General features: G+C 31.3%; 17 protein-coding genes. 2 read left to right on the top strand and 15 right to left on the bottom strand.

The features are described from left to right. Nucleotides 1-147: 147 nt before the first annotated feature. Together NNL09_RS03030 and NNL09_RS03025 are read right to left on the bottom strand one after the other, a co-directional pair. The gene (locus NNL09_RS03030; protein ID WP_025667419.1) at nt 148-555 is read right to left on the bottom strand and encodes a response regulator; all 408 of its coding nucleotides are present in this window, start codon (nt 553-555) and stop codon (nt 148-150) included. 296 nt (nt 556-851) lie between these two features. Further along, nucleotides 852-1,883 (bottom strand): alpha/beta hydrolase, encoded by a 1,032-nt coding sequence (locus NNL09_RS03025; RefSeq protein ID WP_196909077.1) that lies wholly within the window; start codon nt 1,881-1,883, stop codon nt 852-854. Nucleotides 1,884-1,990: 107 nt separating this feature from the next. Here NNL09_RS03025 and NNL09_RS03020 point away from each other — a divergent pair, with 107 nt between their 5' ends. Both NNL09_RS03020 and NNL09_RS03015 read left to right on the top strand, forming a co-directional pair. Further along, nucleotides 1,991-2,959: a LysR substrate-binding domain-containing protein gene (locus tag NNL09_RS03020; protein ID WP_196909076.1), complete on the top strand. Its 969-nt coding sequence runs from the start codon at nt 1,991-1,993 to the stop codon at nt 2,957-2,959. Nucleotides 2,960-3,138: 179 nt separating this feature from the next. Next, nucleotides 3,139-4,878, top strand: a complete 1,740-nt coding sequence (locus tag NNL09_RS03015) for an NAD(P)/FAD-dependent oxidoreductase (protein ID WP_196909075.1) — start codon at nt 3,139-3,141, stop codon at nt 4,876-4,878. A gap of 81 nt (nt 4,879-4,959) precedes the next feature. Here NNL09_RS03015 and NNL09_RS03010 read toward each other — a convergent pair whose 3' ends face one another. The 13 genes from NNL09_RS03010 to NNL09_RS02950 all read right to left on the bottom strand — a co-directional run bounded on the left by NNL09_RS03010 (nt 4,960) and on the right by NNL09_RS02950 (nt 21,040). Continuing rightward, on the bottom strand, nt 4,960-6,723 hold the full coding sequence (locus tag NNL09_RS03010; protein ID WP_196909074.1) for a serine hydrolase: 1,764 nt from the start codon (nt 6,721-6,723) through the stop codon (nt 4,960-4,962). Between the two features lie 244 nt (nt 6,724-6,967). Beyond that, the gene (locus NNL09_RS03005; protein WP_025667416.1) at nt 6,968-8,263 is read right to left on the bottom strand and encodes a phenylacetate--CoA ligase family protein; all 1,296 of its coding nucleotides are present in this window, start codon (nt 8,261-8,263) and stop codon (nt 6,968-6,970) included. After that, nucleotides 8,260-9,936, bottom strand: a complete 1,677-nt coding sequence (locus NNL09_RS03000; RefSeq protein ID WP_196909073.1) for a C45 family peptidase — start codon at nt 9,934-9,936, stop codon at nt 8,260-8,262. The genes NNL09_RS03005 and NNL09_RS03000 overlap by 4 nt, the downstream gene beginning before the upstream one ends. Before the next feature lie 47 nt (nt 9,937-9,983). Continuing rightward, on the bottom strand, nt 9,984-11,522 hold the full coding sequence (locus NNL09_RS02995; protein ID WP_196909072.1) for an NAD(P)/FAD-dependent oxidoreductase: 1,539 nt from the start codon (nt 11,520-11,522) through the stop codon (nt 9,984-9,986). 3 nt (nt 11,523-11,525) lie between these two features. Continuing rightward, entirely contained in the window at nt 11,526-15,215 is a 3,690-nt protein-coding gene (locus tag NNL09_RS02990; RefSeq protein WP_196909071.1) for an MMPL family transporter, read from the bottom strand. Further along, nucleotides 15,215-16,399 (bottom strand): DUF2062 domain-containing protein, encoded by a 1,185-nt coding sequence (locus NNL09_RS02985; RefSeq protein ID WP_196909070.1) that lies wholly within the window; start codon nt 16,397-16,399, stop codon nt 15,215-15,217. Before NNL09_RS02985 ends, NNL09_RS02990 begins: the two co-directional genes overlap by 1 nt. Nucleotides 16,400-16,420: 21 nt before the next feature. Then, a complete protein-coding gene (locus tag NNL09_RS02980) occupies nt 16,421-16,918 on the bottom strand; it encodes a hypothetical protein (RefSeq protein WP_025667411.1) in 498 nt (165 codons plus the stop codon). Nucleotides 16,919-17,038: 120 nt separating this feature from the next. Next, entirely contained in the window at nt 17,039-17,404 is a 366-nt protein-coding gene (locus NNL09_RS02975; RefSeq protein WP_196909069.1) for a 3-hydroxyacyl-ACP dehydratase, read from the bottom strand. Between the two features lie 6 nt (nt 17,405-17,410). Next, nucleotides 17,411-18,007, bottom strand: a complete 597-nt coding sequence (locus tag NNL09_RS02970; RefSeq protein ID WP_196909068.1) for a porin family protein — start codon at nt 18,005-18,007, stop codon at nt 17,411-17,413. Beyond that, nucleotides 18,004-18,615, bottom strand: a complete 612-nt coding sequence (locus NNL09_RS02965) for a hypothetical protein (RefSeq protein ID WP_196909067.1) — start codon at nt 18,613-18,615, stop codon at nt 18,004-18,006. The genes NNL09_RS02970 and NNL09_RS02965 overlap by 4 nt, the downstream gene beginning before the upstream one ends. Further along, nucleotides 18,596-19,213 (bottom strand): outer membrane lipoprotein carrier protein LolA, encoded by a 618-nt coding sequence (locus NNL09_RS02960; RefSeq protein ID WP_196909066.1) that lies wholly within the window; start codon nt 19,211-19,213, stop codon nt 18,596-18,598. Before NNL09_RS02960 ends, NNL09_RS02965 begins: the two co-directional genes overlap by 20 nt. Next, a complete protein-coding gene (locus tag NNL09_RS02955) occupies nt 19,206-19,982 on the bottom strand; it encodes a polysaccharide deacetylase family protein (protein WP_196909065.1) in 777 nt (258 codons plus the stop codon). Before NNL09_RS02955 ends, NNL09_RS02960 begins: the two co-directional genes overlap by 8 nt. Beyond that, complete coding sequence (locus NNL09_RS02950; protein ID WP_025667405.1) at nt 19,976-21,040, bottom strand: beta-ketoacyl synthase N-terminal-like domain-containing protein; 1,065 nt, start codon at nt 21,038-21,040, stop codon at nt 19,976-19,978. The genes NNL09_RS02955 and NNL09_RS02950 overlap by 7 nt, the downstream gene beginning before the upstream one ends. Nucleotides 21,041-21,080 lie beyond the last annotated feature (40 nt).

Here is a 21,080-nt window from a genome sequence, read left to right as displayed (position 1 = left end):
AATTACTTTAACTCGAACTGATGTTTTCTTCTCGGGGTATAAAAAACGGATAAGAACTCCTATAGTGACAATATATTTACATTGAATTCATTAAAATGTATTTATTTCATATCCATATTATTTTTTTGAAGTTTATAAAGATAACCGTTATGCTTTTAAAAGTTCATTAACACTCCAGTATTCGATTAAACATTTTATTTTATGTGTGTATTCTTCATATTTTAATGGTTTTACAATATAACCCGCAGCTCCAATTTCATAGGCCTCTTTAAGATCTTGATGATTATTAGATGTACTTAAAATGATCACCGGTATGTATTGTAATGATGTATCTGATTTTAACTCTTTTAAAAACTCTAAACCATTCATTTTAGGCATGTTTAGATCAAGGAAAATAATATCTGGTTGTTGATCCTTTTGCGCTAAAACATCTAAAGCTTCTTCACCATTTTTGGCCTCTATAATTTTGTGAGGATAATCATTTTTATCCAAAACTCTGGCAAATTTTAGCCGTTCTATTTCATCATCATCTATTAATAAAAAAGTCAAACTCATCGTTTCAGTGTTTTAAGTTAGGTTAAAAAATGTTCTTTAACAACACTAAAGGTCTCCTTTTTAGGGATAATTTTATTGTTACTTTCGTTGAAATGTATTTTTAGTGTAGACGAATGGTAATTTTTTATAGATAAATGGGGGATTGAAAAACATAACAAAATTGAAGTATAGCATGTATATTCTGCAGTTGTACACAATTAAACCCAGCTGCGGGAAACAACTGGGTTGAAGATCATGACTATCATTAAAATTTGAACGTATTAACTCATATTCCAAACAGAATATAACAATAGAGTTTATTTCTGATCTAAATATTTTTTGATCTGATTACCTGCGAAATCAAGCATACTTTGGGTGACCGGTAGATCGGTAAGTACATTAAGTAATCCAAAATCATGAATAGTACCATTAAAACGAACTGTGCTTACCTCTACTCCTGCTTGATCCAATTTTCTTGCATACATCTCAGCTTCATCGCGTAAGATATCATTTTCGGCTACCATTATTACAGCTGGTGCTACCCCCTTAAGCTGATCAATGTTTGCTTGCAAAGGTGAAGCGTAAATTGATGCACGTTCTTTGGAATCCGTTGTATACTGATCCCACATCCATTTCATAATCCGGGTAGTAAGAAATCTGTCTGTTGCATACGATTTATAGGATTCTTGAGAAAAAGTGGCATCCGCTACAGGCCAAAGTAGAATTTGTGCTTTGATATCTAAAGATGAATCATCTTTAGCTCTTAGAGCTGTAACAGCACTCATGTTTCCACCAACACTATTACCAACAACAGCTAACCTTTTCCCATCTACATTGATTTTAGAACCATGTTTCGAGACCCATTTAGTCGCTGCATAGATTTCATTGATAGCAGTTGGATATTGGGCTTCTGGTGACGGTGTATAGTTTACAAATACTGCCACAGCTCCAGAACGAACAACTAAATCCCTAACCAATCGTTGATGTGTTGGGTAATCTCCTAAAATCCATCCTCCTCCATGTATGAACATAAAAACAGGTAGATTTTCTTTTACTCCTTCAGGTCTTACAATGTTAAGTTTGATTTCATATCCATCAGCATTAATTGTCTTTTCTGATTCTTCTATCCCGGATAAATCGACCTTTATTGATGCTTGTGCTCCTATTAACACTTGACGAGCGTCTTCCTTTGATAAGGTTTCTAAAGCAGGACTACCAGAAGTATTCAAAACTTTTAAAAATTCTTTTGTTTCATTATCCAAATTTGGATCTAATGTATAATCTTTTACTTGTGCATTTACATTGATACTCATAATAATTAGAATTAAAAAATTAAATATTGTTTTCATGATTTCTTGTTTTTGAGTTATATCTTGTTTGATGGTTCAAAGGTGGAAATTTGCATTTCATAAATCAAATAAATAATTTTATAACCTAATTGATTTTATTTATAATTATGACAATTCAACAGCTGAAATATGTAATCGCATTAAATGAAGAGAGGCATTTTGCAAAGGCCGCTGAAAAATGTATGGTAAGTCAGCCAGGGTTGACTATTCAATTGAAAAAACTTGAAGAAGAAATAGGAATTAAAATCTTTGACCGTTCAAAGGTTCCATTAAAACCAACAGCATTAGGCGAAGAAATAATTAATAAAGCAAAAAAAGTAATAAAAGAAACGGATGAAATTCGGGATTTTGTTATTTCAAAAAAAAATGAACTAAAAGGTACTATTAAAATAGGAGTGGTTTCTACCTTATCTGCTTATTTAATACCTTTATGTTTAAGTGAATTGCAGAAAACAACTCCAAACATTCACTACATCATAAGTGAAGCACCTACCATCGACTTGATAAAAAACATTGATAATGGTGAATTGGATATTGCAATTATGGCAACACCTACTGGAGAAAAATTTCTTAAGGAGTTTCCAATCTTTGAAGAACCTTTTATGGCTTATCTTAATAAAAAACACCCTCAAGCAAGTAGAGAATGTTACAAAATGGACAATACTGATTCCAATAATTTAATTCTTCTGGAGAGTGAATTTTGTTATAATTCACAACTGTTGAGCATATGTGGCATAGAACATACAAAATTCAAAACTAATTTCTCTTATCAAATCAATTCAATCGAATCTTTAAAAAGCTTGGTTAAAGCAGATTTTGGATTTGCAATTTTGCCTTGGCTATCAACTAATGGTGAAAATAACCTAAATAACACTGTGTCTATCCCATTTAAGTCACCCATACCTGTTAGAGAAATAAGTTTGGTAACATCGGACACCTTTTCAAAAAAACTACTAATTAAAAAAATAAGTGAAGTTGTGTATGATTGCCTTCCTCAAGAATTGAAGCAGAAAACTATACATAAAAAAATAAGATGGAACGACTCACCTTACTTTATAAAATCAACTTCCAAATAGTTTTAATAAAAACTATGTATAACAATTTGCATATTGTATATGCACCCTGTGGGATGCAAACGCGCCATATAATAGATGATAAATACAGTACTCAAGATAAGTTCATTAGTTACTTCTAAAAATATAGTTGTATCATTACAAAACAATTAAAAAGTTAATCCTTTATTTTAGTATAAATAATGCAAGACAACCCTCAAGAAACATCAGACCCAAAATTAAAAGTTGAAAATGAGATAGATACAATTATTGTTGGTTCTGGAGTAGGAGGGTTAGCTTCTGCAATTTGTCTGGCTCGTAGTGGTCAACGTGTATTAGTTCTCGAACAACATGATGTACCTGGAGGATGGTGTCATAGTTTTTATCTAAATGGATATAGGTTTACACCTGGAGTACATTATGTAGGGTTGTTAGATAAAGGACAATCGACAAGCGAACTTTATGAAGGACTTGGGATTGCAAATGATCTCGCTTTTTTTAGAATGAATACAAAGGCATACGAACATTGCTGGATTGGTGATGAACGTTTTGATTTTCCTGCTAATTTTGATGAATTATGCGACTCGTTATCACAACGCTTTCCCGAAGAAAAGAAGGATATTAAAAAATACCTCACTATGGTTCGCACAGTGAGTCGACAAATACAATTGATTCCTAAAATAAAAGGCTTTTGGGATCATGTCACTATTCCTTTTCGAACCAAATACATGGGTAAATATGCATTATTTAGTTTAAAAAGGGTGATTGGTTGGTATCTCAAAAACCCATTACTCAAAACAATACTCAATATACAATATGGTGATCATGGATTACCACCAGGTAAAGCAAGTTTTCCTTTGCATTGCGCAGTAATGGATCATTATTTTGATGGTGGTTTTTATCCTATGGGTGGAGGAGGAGCCATAGTAAAGGCAATGACCAATGCTATTAAAAAACATGGTAGTGAAGTGCGTACCGGGCAAAGTGTAAAACGTATTTTATTAGAAGGAGAAAAGAAAAAACGAGCTATTGGAGTCGAACTCGAAAACGGTGAGCGAATTCTTGCCAAAAGAGTGATCTCTAATGCAGATCCGGGGAAAACCTATTTAGATATGGTAGGTCGGGATAATATAAGCAGTAAATTAATAAAGAAACTAAATAAAACGAAATATTCGTGTACTTCCCTAATGCTGTTTTTGACAGTAGATATGGATCTTCGAAAAGCAGGATTGGATTCTGGTAATATTTGGATGATGCCCAAAAATGCAGATATGGATGAACAGTTTGCAGAAATGCAAAGAATTGATATCGAAGAAGGTGAAGAATTTGCGGGCCTTTTTATAAGCTGCACAACGCTTAAAGACCCTATAAGTTATGATGGTCGATATCATACAATTGAAGTAATTACCTATATTAATTATGAAGCTTTTAAACGATTCGAAAATGAGAATAAAGAACGCTCTCCAGAATACCTGAAATTCAAAGAAAAATTGACTCAAAAGTTTATGAATAGCCTGGAAAAAGTAGTTCCCGGGATTAGTGATCGTGTTGTACAAAAAGAACTAGGAACTCCGATTACCAATGAGTATTATATAAATTCTACTAATGGCTGTGTATATGGTACCGAAAAAAGTTTACGCCATATTGGGCCTTTGGCGTATAAACCAAAAAGTGAAATCGAAAATTTATACCTCTGTGGTGCCAGTATTGCATCTCATGGAGTAGCAGGAGCAAGTTATTCTGGAGTTCAAACGGCGGCGATAATCCTTAAATGTAGACAAGATGATCTTATACAACCAGATGTGGATCTAAATCAGGATGTTCGTATTTATGATGCCGAAGATTCTTCTGATTATCCAGACTGGATGCTACGCAAAATAGAAGTTAAAAAAGCACGTTTGGCCACCGATGATAATAAATTTTCTTCTGTGAAGGAAAAGTAATCCTTACCAGAAATATTAACATTATCCTAATTAAATTATAGAGTCTAATAGGGATAATGCTAATGTTTACTTTCTTTATTTTTACTTCTTATTATAAGGGATATAATTCTCCCAATACCATGGCGTATATGTATCTGCAATCGAAACTTCTAATAGTTCTTTAAAGATACTTTCTCCATTATCACTATTGGTCATTATCATAATACCTTTTTGTGCTTCTGGAAATATAATTGAATAATGCTGAAACCCATTACCATGACACTCTTTAAAAGCTCCAAAACCATATGGAGTTTTCAATACACCCCAACCCAATCCATAACTTAATGCAATAGCATCATTTTGTGTAGAATCTTTTAGAGCAAGTGGTCCAAATTGCTTGATAGAATGAATCCTAAGCTGTGGTTTAAACAGTTCATTCCAAGAATTTTGTGTGATAATTTTATTTTGTAATACGGCTTTAAGAAATTTCGAATAATCTTCTGAAGTAGTTTCTAATGTACTACCTCCTCTCGGTTCATTGTCTTTATCTTTTTTAAAACGCTCACTTGTGACGGTATGACCGTATGCAAAATTATCTTCAAATGATGTTGACCATTGGTAACTGGAGTGACTCATGTTTAATGGTTTGAAAATTATTTCTTGTGCTAATTCTTCTAGATTCTTCCCCATTATTTTTTCTAAGACAACCTGCAGGTAAATAAATCCTTCTCCAGAATAACTATACCTGCTTCCTGGTTCCCGGTGTACACGCAGTTGATAATCTGACTCCATCCATCGGGAATTAGCAAAACCTGTAGTGTGTGTTAAACACATACGAGCCGTTATTTTATGATATAGACTGTCATTTTTTAAGGCAGAAAAATCATCATGCCAACGTGTAAGTGGTTTGTACTCGTATATTTTTTTAGGTAAATAAGACTCTAAAGCTGTATCGAGATCAATAACGCCGTCTTCTACCAATTTCATTACCAGTACTCCAAAAACTGCTTTACTAAAAGAACCTCCGTAGATATTAGTAGAATCATTTAGAGTTAATTTTTTATCATAATCTTTATACCCAAAAGTCTTCTGATATGTAACCTCATTGTCATTAAAAATAGTAACAGCAATCCCAGGTATGTTTGCATTTTTAATAAGTCGATTAATTTGAGTTGTTAATGAATCTTTGGTTATTTCGGTTCCGTCCAAGCGTATAATATTTTGTGCTTTTGCATGAGTACAACTTGTGAAAAACATTGTGCTTATCAATAGTAATACGATCATTTTTTTTGACGCATCGTTTTTATTACTGCTCAAAAACGGAAATGATAATGGGTAATAACACTTTTGAGAATTAACCACTCTTACGATATTAAATAACATACAAATTATACCAAATGGGATTACAGATATAAACAAGAAAAACCCCCACTTTTCAATAGTTACAAGAGCTACTAATGAAAGTATGTACACTATGCTCATCGTTATTTGAAAATTAATAATTTTAATACCATGACGGTTGTATAATTCGTTATCTTCTCGTTTATGAATCCAAATAAATAAAGGGAAAAGTATATTTGCCAGAGGTATTATAAAACCTAAAAAAGGAGTGCTATGTAATAAGATTAACCATTTTTTCTGTATCGTTTCTTCTTTTGGATTTTCTAATATCAATAAATCATTCACCTCAATATCTAATGCCGTAGCTAACAATTTTACAGTTTGAAGATGCGGAGTTACATCTCCTTTTTCTATACGCTGGATAGTACGAATTGTAACTTGTGTTTTTTCTGATAATTCTTCTTGAGTATATCCTTTTAATTTTCGTTGATACACTAAGTTTTTTGCAATTGATTGGGTTTCCATAATTATATTTTTGTTTGATACAAAGCTATGGAGGGCTCCTTGTTTTTGTAACGACATTTAGATGTCACCTATCTGTCATTTTTTATAAAGAATCAAAATACAACACTTGCCTACACAATTATAATTTTATACAGAATGTGTGTAACTAGTACCATTACGAGTATCTTTTTGTTTACCGAAGGTAACTAAAATCAATCTAGAGATTGTAAAGTCTTATATGAGTAATGCGTAAATCAGAAAAATATTATTCTATTTCTCTTTTATCAATAACAATTACAGGTTTTCTGCTTAGTTTAGGGAATTGAAGTTTCTGAATGTCTTTTTTATCATGAAATTCAATTTTTGGAGATACTCTTAACTTTGCTCTAAAATGATCTTTTATATCATGTAATAAATCTTCTGTCGGGGTTTGGGTAACTATTTTAATTAAGATTTCATCTGTACCTATTGAATTGTGAAAAATCTCAATAATATAATTCTCTACCTCATTAAAATCATTAAGTATATTATCCATAGCAGGAGGGTATAAAGTTGTTCCTTTATACTTAATCATTTGCTTTTTTCTTCCTACCACAGGCCCCAAACGCATGGTATTACGCCCACATGCACAACTTGAAGTATGCGCCTTAATCATATCTCCTGTTTTAAATCGTAATAAGGGCATTGCTTCTACCCCCAGAGTAGTAACAGTAAGTTCTCCTACCTCACCAGGAGGAACAGGGCAATTATGATCATCCAGAATTTCTGCAATAATTAGCTCTGGGTGATGATGCCCTCCTTGTTGTTCACTACATTCTGTAAAAGCAGTATTCATTTCTGTAGATGCATAGGTAGAGTATAATGCTATGTTCCAACTGTCTTTTATCTTTTTTGCAAGTGTATTTAACGAAAAATCTTGATTTCTAAGAGATTCTCCTATGCAAATAGCGCCTTTTATTCCCGAAGCATTCAGATCAATATCGTGTTCTTGGGCATATTTAATTAATTTTAATAAAAACGAAGGAACTACGATTAAGTAGGTAGGTTTAAATTTTAAAATAGAGTCCCATTGTAATTCGGGAATCCCAGCTCCTACACGTATAATCCCAGCTCCTAATTCCCGAGCGCCCAGAAAATAGGCTATTCCTGCCATAAAGCGCCTGTCGATAGTTGTCATTAATTGCATTACGTCTTCCTTTTGTACACCCGCACAGGCAAAAGAAATGGCTTCGTTGTACGCTAATCTTTTTAAATCATTATCTGTTAGTGCAAAAGTAACAGGCTCTCCCAAGGTTCCGGAGGTAGTAACATAATCTATGATTTCACTTTTTGGTACACAGATAAAATCATCATTAAACTGTTGTAATTGCTCTTTGGTAGTAACTGGTATTTTTACTAAATCTTCTAGAGTATTAATTGTCGAAGGAAGAATGTTATGTTTTGCAAAAATACCTTGATAATAAGTAGAGTGTGTATCTAAATACGATATTAATTTCTTTAATTCTTGCTCTTGCACTGTTTTGATCTCAGCCAACGATGCTTTTTCTATTTCAGGAATCATTGTTTTAATTTCCTTTTTAATTTTTTAATATACGAATCAATTTCACGTTTGTCGGGAACTGTCGTAATTTCTTTGTTGCTAGCTTCTTCAAAAGCATGCAATGCAGCAGTATAATATTGTTTTTCGTAGTAATACTTACCAATTAAATAATATACTTCCCAATACTCTGGATTGGCCTTCTGAAAGGTCCCAATAAAAGCGGGATCTAACATTTCTTTGTTATCAATTGCTTTTTGAAGATCTTTACGTAACCGTCTGTAGTTTTCGTAATCTTTATATGCCTTAGTAAATTGAAAAGGATCTTTTTCAATATTTAATTCAGATTGAGATAATGTTGTTTTTGTATGTTTTTTATTAAAAATATCATTCAGGTTATAAGCAACAAATTCTCCCAATTGATATGGGTTTGATGACACCCATACCATACGATCTTCTGGTTTAAAAACAATACCATGATGTGCCAATAATTGATTTAAAGCTTTTTCATTACCATACCCTATTTGTTTGTTATTTAATCCTTCTTTGTTTCTTAGGATATCCACAGCAATTTGCGGTGTTACTTTTGGTTGCTGTTGTAATAATTCCTGCATTCTTTTATAGCGATATTGAGAATGGCTTTCTTCGATATGTTTTATATTGTTTTGATCATCAGAATAGGCCTCACTTTGAAAATGATTAGAGCAAATTAATTGATTAGAGTTAGCGGCATCATAAACACCAAAGTTTTTGGGAGATACTTCAATAGTGATTGCCTTTTTATCTTTTGCACTTCCTATAAATATTGATTCAGACACAAAGACTTCTCGTTTTTTTGCTATTGCTATCGCTTCGTCTATTGTCGAGGCGTATTGTAAAATCTCACGAACCAAAATTGAAATTGGTGTTTTTGCTAATAAAGGAATTTTAGATTTTCCTGCATTTATCGTTACCGTAAGTCCATGCTCATTCATTCCCGAAACTACACCAATCATTCCTCCCCAGGTTACAGACATAAATTTATGACCTTTTGTAGGGGCTACAAAAGCAATGATTTTATCTTTGGCAAAGTCATCACCAGCATAAAAATCAAAATTCCTACCAATGATCAAATCGCCATCTACGGTTTTTTCTCCCCAGGCGGCAAATGAAGAACATCCTACTAATGCTAAATCCTGTAAAGCATGTCCTATGTCATGTGCACCATGAAGATACAGTATTCTTAAGTAGTTTTCTGCTATATGGTTATAATCGTTCGATGCATATTTTGAAAGTCCGTATATTTCTGCTTTATACTCTGCGGGAATATGTAAATACATTTTTCTGTTATACCAGGCTACAACTTTTCTTAATAAATATTGTTTTGTTTTTGAAGGCACTAATTCTCCTACCTTAGATAAAAAAGCATGCTCTTGTTTTTTAAATAGTTCTTGTGTCAGGCTTCCGGTTTGTAAACCTATTTGTAAAGGATCTCCTTCTACATAAAGTTCCCATAAACCTTGCTTGTTTTTACTAAGAAAGCTATTTCCGATGGTAAAAACAGAATCAGAAACTTTGATTCTTTTTTCAATAGAAGAAGAATAGCTACTAACGTCCGGGATATCTTTTATTGATTTAGATACACCACATGACATTAACAGAAAAAAGAGTGCAAAAAAGCACAACCATTTTGTAAAACAAGATGTTTTTAAGAACATACTTCTTTGTTTTTTTAGATGCTTGTTATTTTTGTTATTCTCATGGCCTAAATCGTTTTTTGCTCTTTATTGGCTTCTAGTATTTTATCAAGTAAATAATCTTTACCTATTATTTCTGAGCAAGTAGTGACGGCACTAATAGTGACTCCCAAAATGCCATGCATATTTAAACTCTGCCCCGTAAACATTAGGTTTTTGATTTTGGTTTTTGGAGATAAAAAAGAGTGCATTGGTTTATTAACATCTTTAACATAACCATACATCGACCCTTCATTACTACCGATGTAATCTCTGTAGGATAATGGTGTCGAGGTATATGTTTCTTGAATACAATCTCTTATGTTTGGAAATTTTCTCTCTAATTCAATAATGATTTTTTCAGCTTTTTCAGCTTTAAATTCTTCATAGGTTTGCCCTCTTTCATTTTTATTAGCTACTGTATTAAATGTATCCTGCCAGGGTTTAACTTCTTCATAACGCATATAGGTCATTACAGCAATACTATCTCCATATTCATCTGTGTTTTTATTAATCCCCATAGTCATCATATATCCTTCTGGCCAACTTTCGTGGGTATAACTTTGTGTATCCCAAACCCTATCCGGATGATTAAAATGATAGAAATTTTTGTTTTGATAAGCAAAAGTGTTTGGTTTTAGTACAATGTATAGTGTAAAAGCAGCAATTGTGCTTTCGATCTTATGTACTCTATTAGCATATGATTTTCTAAATTTATCTTCTCCTGCTAGCTTTAGAGTTAGTTTTGGCTCAATATTAGAAATAAACAAATCTCCTTTTATTTCTTTACCGTTTTTGCAGGTAACAGAATTGATTTTTTTATCATCAAATCCAAATTTAATAACCTCGTGGTGTTTGTATGTTTCTCCGCCATATTCCTTTAGCCTTTTAATTAAGACTTTTGTAATCTGGCTTCCACCATTTATACATCGGTATGAGCTTTCGATGTAAGAATTGATACATAAGGCATGTACATAAAAAGGAGTACGATCACTGTCTCCAGCATATAAATAATTTGTTCCTGCAAGAACTCCTTGTAGCTTTTTATTATCTGTAAGGGAATTGATATAGGATTTTGCATTGAGTGAAAAAATTTCACTATCATCAAAGTAAGGCTTCCCTTGTTTTAATTGATATAGCGGAAACTTACGACATGTTTCTTTTAATTTATTACAATAGGTGATAATAGCTTCTTCCTCGTCTGGAAATTGGTTAACTAAAATTTTTATAAAATTATCATACCCTTGAGCATGTTTGTATTCTTTTTCATCACCTTCAAAAGTTATGATATCAAAACCGTCTTCATCGAGTTTTTTTAATTTTAAATCATCGATGATACCAATGTATTTAAAATATTGATATAGATTTTGGCCTTCAGAAAGCCCACCGATATAATGTACTCCGGTATCAAAAATAGTTTTGTCTCTTACAAAGGTTTGTAAATTCCCTCCATACTGATTATTTTTTTCTAACACACATACACTATAACCTTCTTTGGCTAAAATGATGGCAGAAACCAAACCACCTAAACCACTTCCAATAATTACAATATCATAACGCTCTTTCATTTTTTAATTTTCTTTATTTTTTAAAATAAACAGATTATTCTTTTGGTGCTTGATCTCGAATCCCAAATTAGTAATTATCTGTGTATGTATATTTTGACTTTCGTTTAGTAAAACTAATAGATTAATTTTACTGCTTAGTATCTTTTCTAATTCATTTTCTGTAATCGTAGCTAAATTTAGAATAAGCACATTTGCATCATATGCTATTGTTTCTTCTATATTATTGGTACAAATAATTTTACTATGATTATTAGTAATATAGCTGTTTTTAACAATATCTCTAGTGTTTTTATTTTCTATATAGTTAATAATCTTTCTGTCTGGACTATCTAAAGATAACAGAAAATCTAATTGACCCGAATCTTTTGAAATATGAAGTATAGTTTCTTTTTTTTCGATTGTGTCTATAATTATTTTGTAAATCTCTTTATTGGCTTTTAAATCTTTTAGTACTTCTCTATAAAGAGGGTCACCTTTGTATCGATATTCTTCGAGAATAATTTTGTTAAAATACTTATCGTGCTCTATCTCATTTCTAAGTTTCTCAAATTCACCTTTAAAATATGCTCCAATTTGTTTTGTTTTTCTAGCATAGTTTTCGCCAAAACTAATATCATTTGCTTTTATCCTATCAAGTATTTTAATGGTTATACTACCGTCTTTAATAATAAAACTTCCTTTAGGGAGTACTTCAGAATTTCCGTGTATAAGTATAGGAATGATGTCTAACCCAAATTGCTCTGCCAGATAAAATGCTCCTTTGTGAAACCGTTTAATTTTGTTGGTATTAGATCTTGTTCCTTCGGGAAAAGCTATAAGTGAATAGCCTTGATCAACTTTTTTCTTTAAATGCTCTAATCCATTCTCTATACCACTAGACACAGGGTAAAAGCCAGCTAATTGTACTGCTTTTCCAAAAACAGGAGAGTTGTATACCCAATCGTTTACCAGAAAAATAATTTTTGGATATAACATTCCTATCGCCAAAATATCTAAGAAAGAAGTATGATTAGCAATAATAACTCCTGGTTTATCAAAGGTTTCATTACTTTGGTTTATAATCTTTTTACGTACAAATGGATTTGTATATAGTACTGATCCCATAAATTTTGACATTATTTTATGAAACCATTTCATTTTCATTTTTTTAGGTAATGGGATAATTTTTATGAAAACTACACTAAATAACGAAAGTAATAAACCTCCTAAACCATAGTAAGCAAAAGAAAGAATGGAATGTAAAAATAACCTAAGTGTTATTGGTCTTTTTGTCTTACTGCCAATAAAAAGCTTAAATAATTGAGGTTGGATGGTGAATGAAATAACAATTGCCGATAGTATACCGATAATAGAAAGTAATGATATTGTATATAGTGCAGGATGTTTGGCAAATATTAAAACACCTACTCCCAAAATAGTAGTAATAACAGATAAAATAATAGATGTTTTATGAGTTGCTACTGCTTTTTCTCCTGTTCTATATTCATGCAACAACCCATTAGTCATAAAAATACTATAGTCAATTCCCAGACCAAAAATAAAGGTCGAAATTATAATATTAAAGATGTTAAACTCTAATGAGAATAATCCCATTATACCAATGGTTAGCAACCAGGTGATCGCTATAGGAATACTTGTTACCAAGGTAAGAGATAAGCTTCTGTAGAAGAATAAAAGAATAAGTAATACAACAATTAATGAGTAACCAACTAGTTTGTTAAAGTCATTTTTTAGATTTCCTAAAAAGGTTTCATTCATATGTTTTCTGTCGATAACTATGGTTTGAGGTTGGTCTTTAAAAAGATCAACTACATGTTGTGCATTTTCATCTTTTACTTTAACGAGCGTTGTTGCTGTGACAAAATCCTCTTTTGTTGTTATATAATCTGCTATAGAAATCGTTTTTAAGGCATTGTAATCTTTGATTTTTAAAGGCTTAAAATTCGATTCCAGGAGCGTATAAAATGCATTAAAACTAGTAGGCTTAAAACCTAATTTGTTTCCGCTTTCAATAAGATTAGCTTTTGTGCTTGCTATTGTGTTGGTGTTCCAAAAAGAATTCCATCTCGAGATTCTTTCTTTTTGAGTTTTTTCTGAATAGATTAAAGATCCGATAGAGCTAAAATCGATTACTTTTCCTTCATTTTTTAGTAGTTGTAGTTTTTCAAAAATCTTATCATTTACCTGTAAAGTACCTTGCTCCGAATTTTCATAGGCCGCCAGATAAATTGATTTTGAGGCAATATTGGTTAAAGCATCTAATCTTAATTGTGCATCTTTTAACTCTTGCGGCTCAAAGTTTAGTTTAGAAATATCATTGTTAAATTGTACTTTGCTATAGGTAAACAAGCTTACTATTAATACCAACGTTAATGTTATAATTACCCATTTGTTTTTATGTAAAGGATATTGAGCGGCATTATCTATGAGTGTTGTTTTTGGCCTTTTTTGAGAAGTGCTTTTATATACTTGAGGGATAAAAATTAATGCAAAAAAGGAAGATCCTACAACACTAATTGCTGCAAAAATACCTAAATCCTGAAGTGCTTGTGATTCTAAAAATAATAAACATAAAAATGCTAAAGCGGTGGTTAAACTACTCATTAAAACCGGAGTAGTAATTTCTTTATAAACTGCTTTTATATTAGTGTTACTTCTTATATGTGTTAGGATATGAAGAGAATAATCCAAAGTAACCCCTAATAGTACAGAACCAATACCCAGAGATATTGCAGAAATTTTTGCACGAATTAGGAACAATAAAGCAATTGCTAATAGTCCTCCAAAAATTGTTGGAACAAATAAAATAATCGGAATAGTAATTTTTCTATAAAAGAAGATAAGTATGATTAATAAAATCGTAATAGCGATACTAATGGTTAGTTGAATATCCCTTTTTATTTGTTTGGCATTTGCTACAGCAATTAAAGTACCTCCAAAATATTCACTTTGTACTTTACCTTTAAAATGATCATTAAGTTGATTGTTTATTTGATAAAGATCTTCTACAAATTTGGCATTCTTGTCTGTTTCGCTAGATTTTAACTTAGGAGTAATAAATAATAAAACATGATTCTGATCTTTACTAAGTAAAAAACCATTGTGCAATGTGAAATCATCTCCAAAACTAAGTTGTTGTAATTTTTTTAAGGCAATAAATGATAATCCCAAAGGATCCTTTAAAATATTATCTCTTGCAATAATTCCTGTAGGAGAAATTAAAGTTTTATAATTACTATTCGTTATAGCTTCGATGCTATCTTTTTGAATTTTGTTTTTAATGTTCTTATAGTCACTTTCTTGTAAAAAAAGAGGAAGGTTTTTGTAGACAAAATCCAAGGTGTTAAAAATATCTTCTTCTTCGACCTTACCTTGAATTTGGGTAATATGCTCACCAGATTTTATTGTAACACTATCAATAAATTGTGATGCATATTGAGTAAGATCATCAACCGATCCTTCGGAGTCGCGTGTAATGTTTACTATGATTTTATCAGCAAAGTTTACTGTTTTTAATACTTTTTGAATCTCAGAAGTCTTATCATTTGTAGGAATTAACTTAGTGATATCCTCTTCAAATTCAATTTTTGAAGCAATAAATAATAGCCCCGTAATGATGAGTGCAAGTATTCCAAAGCTCATTACTTTTTTGGAAACAATAGATGTATATAAACTATAAAAAAAGCTATCCATTATGATGCATTATTTTTTCTATAAAAAATGGTAAGAAATACATATCCTAAAATTCCTAAAGTAATAGCAGAAATTATGGCTAAAGTAAAACTACCTACAATATAGGTTTTAAGGCTTTTTATCATTTCAAAATTTTGACCAATATTGGCGAATGATGGTTGAGGTTCTCCTAAAACAAAACTACCAACTTTTAAGCTCATAAAAATGATAAACGGAATGAAAGGAGGCAAACTTACATTAGAAAAAGCAAAAGCAATTACTTTGTTTAGCTTTAAAACGACAGCAAAAAACAGCACGAGTACTGTGTGAAACCCCCATAGTGGAGATATCCCTATAAAAACTCCCAGAGCTACTGATAACGCTTTTTTTTGCGGAGAATCCTGGCTTTCTAAGAAATCTTCAAAAAAGAAACGTTTTACCCCTTTTTTTTTAACTTTCCGAAATAAGTTTCTAGGCTTTATATATAAAAAAGCTACTGTAACCAACCAAGTATTAAGAATACTTATTCGGGTAAAATCTTTAAAAGGCCTAAAATGTGATACCCGCTCGGTTTCATCATATAATACTTGTATCGGAATATTTTTTACAATTACATCACTCCACGCCGCTTTTACAATAACCTCTATTTCAAATTCAAATTTTGAGGTATAAAAATTCAATTTTGCTAATTCTTCTAGTGGATATAATCTATATCCTGATTGAGTATCCTGAAGTTTTGTACCCGTTTCTACCCAAAACCAGAAATTAGAAAACTTATTTCCGAAGCTACTTTTTTTAGGAACACTTTCCTGACTCATATTTCTTGCGCCAATGAGTAAGATGTTTTTATGTTCTGATTTTTCTAAAGCTGTAATAAATGCAGGAATATCTTCGGGAAAATGCTGACCATCAGAATCTATCGTAATTGCATACTTATAACCCTGTTTTTGTGCAGCTGCAAACCCAACACGCAAAGCATTACCTTTTCCTTTGTTTTTTGGTAGATGGATTTGTTGAATTTGAGGATATTCCTTTAATATCTCCCCAGTAGTATCTGTGGCTCCATCGTTTACAACAATAATATTTTTAGTGTAAAATAATACACCGTCTATAACCCGTCGTAATGTTTTGCAATTATTGTAGGTAGGAATTATTACACATACGTTAAATAGGTCGATTTTTTGTTTTGTAAACTCTTTTATCACTCAATTGAAGTGTTTCAATTTTTAAGGAACTAAAATTACTGCTTTTTCTTCATCACTAAAAGCTTTCGATTGCAAAATATACTCACCGATATGCTTTTTTAAAATTTTCGGTTTTATCGTCTTGTATTGTTTAAGCAGAAATAATTTATCTTCTTTTATATTGGATTTATATTTTAGCAATTTAGGAGTATTTTCTTGGATTCCTATACGTATAAAACGAGGTTCGACAGCATTTGGTGATTTCTCTATAGCAAATTCGATATATGAAACTCCTTCTATAAACAGTCGTTTTTTTTCTTTTATACTTTTTTCATACTTCGCCTGCAGTGTAATAGCAGCTCCTTTATAAGCCACCAAAACAATATCATCTTCTTTATTTACAGGTGCAAGTTGCTCATTAAGTGCAGCTACTTTTGTTTTGTCATGAGCAGCTTCTTTATATGCAATTCGTATGGTATCCAAATCTATCGATAGCATAGTAAAAGATAATAATGATATGAATGCAATCAAAAATTTCACACGTTTAGGTTTTGGTAATTATTTGATAATATATTAATTATAAAATTAAGAACATATGTATGCACTACATTCTCTCATTAAAAAATTAAAATATTTTTAATGTTCGTTTCATGTTTAGATTTATTGTGTTTTAAAATTAGCTGTTAATTTTAAAGCAACTGTATCCTCAAATGTAGTTACATTTTTTACTTTATAAGTATCATCTGTTTGGGTAATATCTAAAGTTAAAATTAAATCTGGGTTTTTTTCCGGATTTATAATAGCCATAAATTTAATATTACTAGAGGATTGCATAAATAGTTTTTTATCTACAATACCTTCTGTTAATTCTTTTATGATTTGCATCATGCAAACACCTGGTGTTACAGGGTTTCCCGGAAAATGCCCTTTGAAAATCTCATGGTTTTTGTTGATGGTAATAGTAGCTGTCGACATATTTTCAACAGTCTCTAATGTATTTGCGGTGTAAAAATCTTTTAGTAACATATGTAATTAGAAATTAAATCTATACGATAGGCCAATTTGAAAAACGCGATTAAATTGATTTTTTTCTTCGTATATAGATTGTGTTGAAAAGTCATGGAAATCACCAGAAAATACATCTAGTGTGCCATGCTTATATCTAGCTTCTATAGCAATTCCGTTTTTAAATTCATAACCAAGACCTGCTGCAATAGAAAGGTCTACAAAGGTAATGTCATTACCTTCTTCTCTGTTTACAAGACTTACCGGGGTATCGTCAAAATCAAAATCAAGACTTGGTGCAATGATCAAATGTAATCCTGTATTTCTAACAAAAAATTTATTAGTAGCAGATATTGAAACGTAATGGATTTCGAGATCATCTCCATTTGAAAATTTGTTATTACCTCCTTGGTTAGAATATCCCACTTCGGGTTGAAGAGCATATAGCTCTGAGAATCTGAAATGTAAAAAAGCTCCGATGTAAACCCCTGCTTTAGGTTCTAAATTAGCATTAGAAAGATCCGAAATATTAGCTCCACCTCTTAATCCAAAAGATGTCTTGTTTTGTGCAGAGGTAGCTCCAAAAACACCAAGAAAGGTTATGATCAATAAAAGATTTCTCATTTTTGAATCGATTTTAAATTAATTTTGAGCTTTAAATTCTTATGCTCAATCGTAATTAGATTTGCAATAGTATCACTAATTTCTGAAAATGTAAAAACTACTTTTTCTTTTCTATTCCCAGTTCTAACAATTTTATGTATTACGTTATTTGTATTGTAATAATAATGTTTATCGTTATTAATTTCAGTTTCAAAAACAACATCGTTTTGATGTGAAAATGTATTTAAAAGGGTAGGAGTTTCTTCAATCAATGCTTTAAAATCTTTTTTTAAAATGTTTATTAAAATCTTTTTATTGAAGTCTTCTAAGATGTAATTTACGGTAAAGCTTTCGTTAATAAATGAAAAGTCAAAAATTTTATTTCCCATTTCTGTAGTAAAGACAATACGGTGATTATTATCTTCAATCTTTTTTACAATAAAAATCCCACCAAAATGTTTTTTGTAAACATCAATATTTGCTTTATACACATAATCTTGCGTCTTATCTGAAAAATATAAACTTCTTACTTCTATATCAGATGCTTCTCCTTTAATGAAATTATTTTTCTTAGGATAGGAAGCACATCCTATACATATAAAACAAAAACTAATGAGCAAATATCTCATCTGCCAAGGGTGTGTTTAAGACTCTATTGCTAAATACTATTCTGGTATAATCATTTGAAGGCTCTATCATTTTTACTTCAATAACATCACCTTTAGAATTAAATGTAATATGAAATGCTTTAATAAATTTTTCAAATTTTTTGTCTTTGGGGTTAAAATGTACTTCGCTATTACCTTTGTTTTTATAATAACTGATACTAAACTCATCATCATTAAACATATCCCCTTTAACACTATTAATAATAAGCTTGTTTAATTGTTTAAACTGCTCGCTAGATCCAATATCAATGTTGCTTTTATTGCCTTCATTATTAATGTATAGTGTTTTGTTTTTAAATAACACAGAATATTTAAAAGGTTCTACATATTCCCACTTTACAATACTAGGTGTTTTAAAAGCCAGTTTTCCTGTTGTGATAATATCATTCGACAAAAAATCCATGTGTTTGTACTGCGTAAAATCACTCGAAATAGTTTTTGTTGTGGTAGCAAGAGCTTTTACTTTTGTTTTTAAAGCTTTGGCTTCTATAGTGCTCATTTTGGTTTGGGCAGATAGCGTAGTAACTATAAATAGTAGTAAATAAACAATTTTAGGCATATGCTTTTATCTTAAATAAAGAATCTATAGTAATCGATTCTATATTTTGTTGTTGTAAAAATAACAATAACTGTTCCAAAACAATAATTGTTTTTAAACTTGTGTCGTGAAGTAAAATAACATCACCTTTAGAAAGCTTTTTTGTTATTCGCCTTAGTACTTTATCCGAACTTCTGGATGTCGTATCCAGGGATCTAACATTCCATCCGATAGATTGTAAACCTGTTACTTTTAATGCTTTTTTAATTCTTGGATTTGTTACTCCAAAAGCAGGTCTGTAAAGCCGCATAGTTAACCCTGTTACTTTTTTTACTACAGCATTGGTTTGTTGTAATTCTGAAATTACATCTTCTGTTTTTAAAAAGCCAAAAGAATTAGGGTGTGAATATGTGTGATTGCCAATAACATGCCCTTGTTTAATACTCTCTTTAACTAATTCGGGATAAGCCTCAATATGCTTGCCAATACAGAAAAAGGTAGCTTTTGCATTATATTGCTTTAAGAGTTTTAAGACTTGAGGTGTAAATTCGGGGTTCGGCCCATCATCAAAAGTAATGGCCACTTGATTACTTTTTATATTCTTATTTGCATTAAGAGATGTAAAATGGTAATTCCACTGTATAAGTCCAGAACCAGCCATTGTAATAAGTAACCATATAAAACCCAATAAGAAATAAAACCATATCGGTATTTCTAATGAGTAATTGGTTATATGTAAAACCAAAAAAATGAGCGCTGTTATTCTATTTACGTATTTAAAATTTAGCATTTACGCAGTAAAGTGAAACTATGATTTTCTCCTCTATATTGATTGTATAATAAAACAGTAGTAAAGTTTGATGTTGATTTTTTATTTAACCGAACTACTTCTGGTAACTCTTGTGTTTTCAGGATTTTTGAAGCTAACCATACTCCAAAAGACGATGCGGTATTAAATTCACCAGATAAATGTTTATAATATACTTGTTGTGTATCTTTAAATAGGTTTGAACTTAACTCATTGTAAAATGTATCGTATTTTACATCTCCATTATTTCCTAATACAATAGCATCTATATCGTCAATACCTAAGTTATTATCCTCTAAAAATAGTTGAGCTGCATGAGAGACTTCGGTTTCAGATAATGTATTATAGGTTTGTACTGCTATAACCTGGGCATAGCTCGAGTCTTGTTTTTGATTTGATACGACAAAGAAATTTGCACCTTCTCCAAATATTGCACCTTCTGTTTTAGAGTCCAATACCTTGGTAGAATCGGTTTTTTCTGATTTAATATGATTAATAAGCTTGTGAATCGTAATAGTATGATCACCATGCTCATCAACACCTCCGATTAGAATAGTATTGGCTTCATCATTTTCTAGTTGTAATTGGGCATCTAATAATGCCGATTCAAAAGATACGCTTGCATGTACATATGTAAAATTGTAACCTTTACACTGAAGCCCCAGAGCGATTTGTCCGCCAACCGTATTATGAGTTGATTGTATAAATGAAGTAGGAGTGAGGTATTGCTCGTTATTATCTATAATTGCACTAACAAATTTTTCAGAATCCCTAACACATCCCATTCCTGTTCCTGTGATAATAGCATCAACATTGTCTATGTTTGCGTCTGCCAATGCGATTCTAGAGGCAACCACTCCCATTTTAATGCCTTTTGCCATTCTACGTGCTGCAGCAGGGGGAATATATTCTTTATAATTGGGATTAACCACAGAAATCACATTATCTGTATAGGTATTGATTTCTTTCAAAAACTCGGTATTGTCATAAGTTTTTTGAGATGAAATAGACCCGATACCGGTTATATAGACTGCACTCATATCTCTTTAATTAAACAGTTTTTTGCATATTGGGTATTAC

Source organism: Aquimarina sp. EL_43, from assembly GCF_943422735.1.
Taxonomy (GTDB): domain Bacteria; phylum Bacteroidota; class Bacteroidia; order Flavobacteriales; family Flavobacteriaceae; genus Aquimarina; species Aquimarina megaterium.
This window is presented reverse-complemented; position numbering and strand designations above follow the sequence as displayed.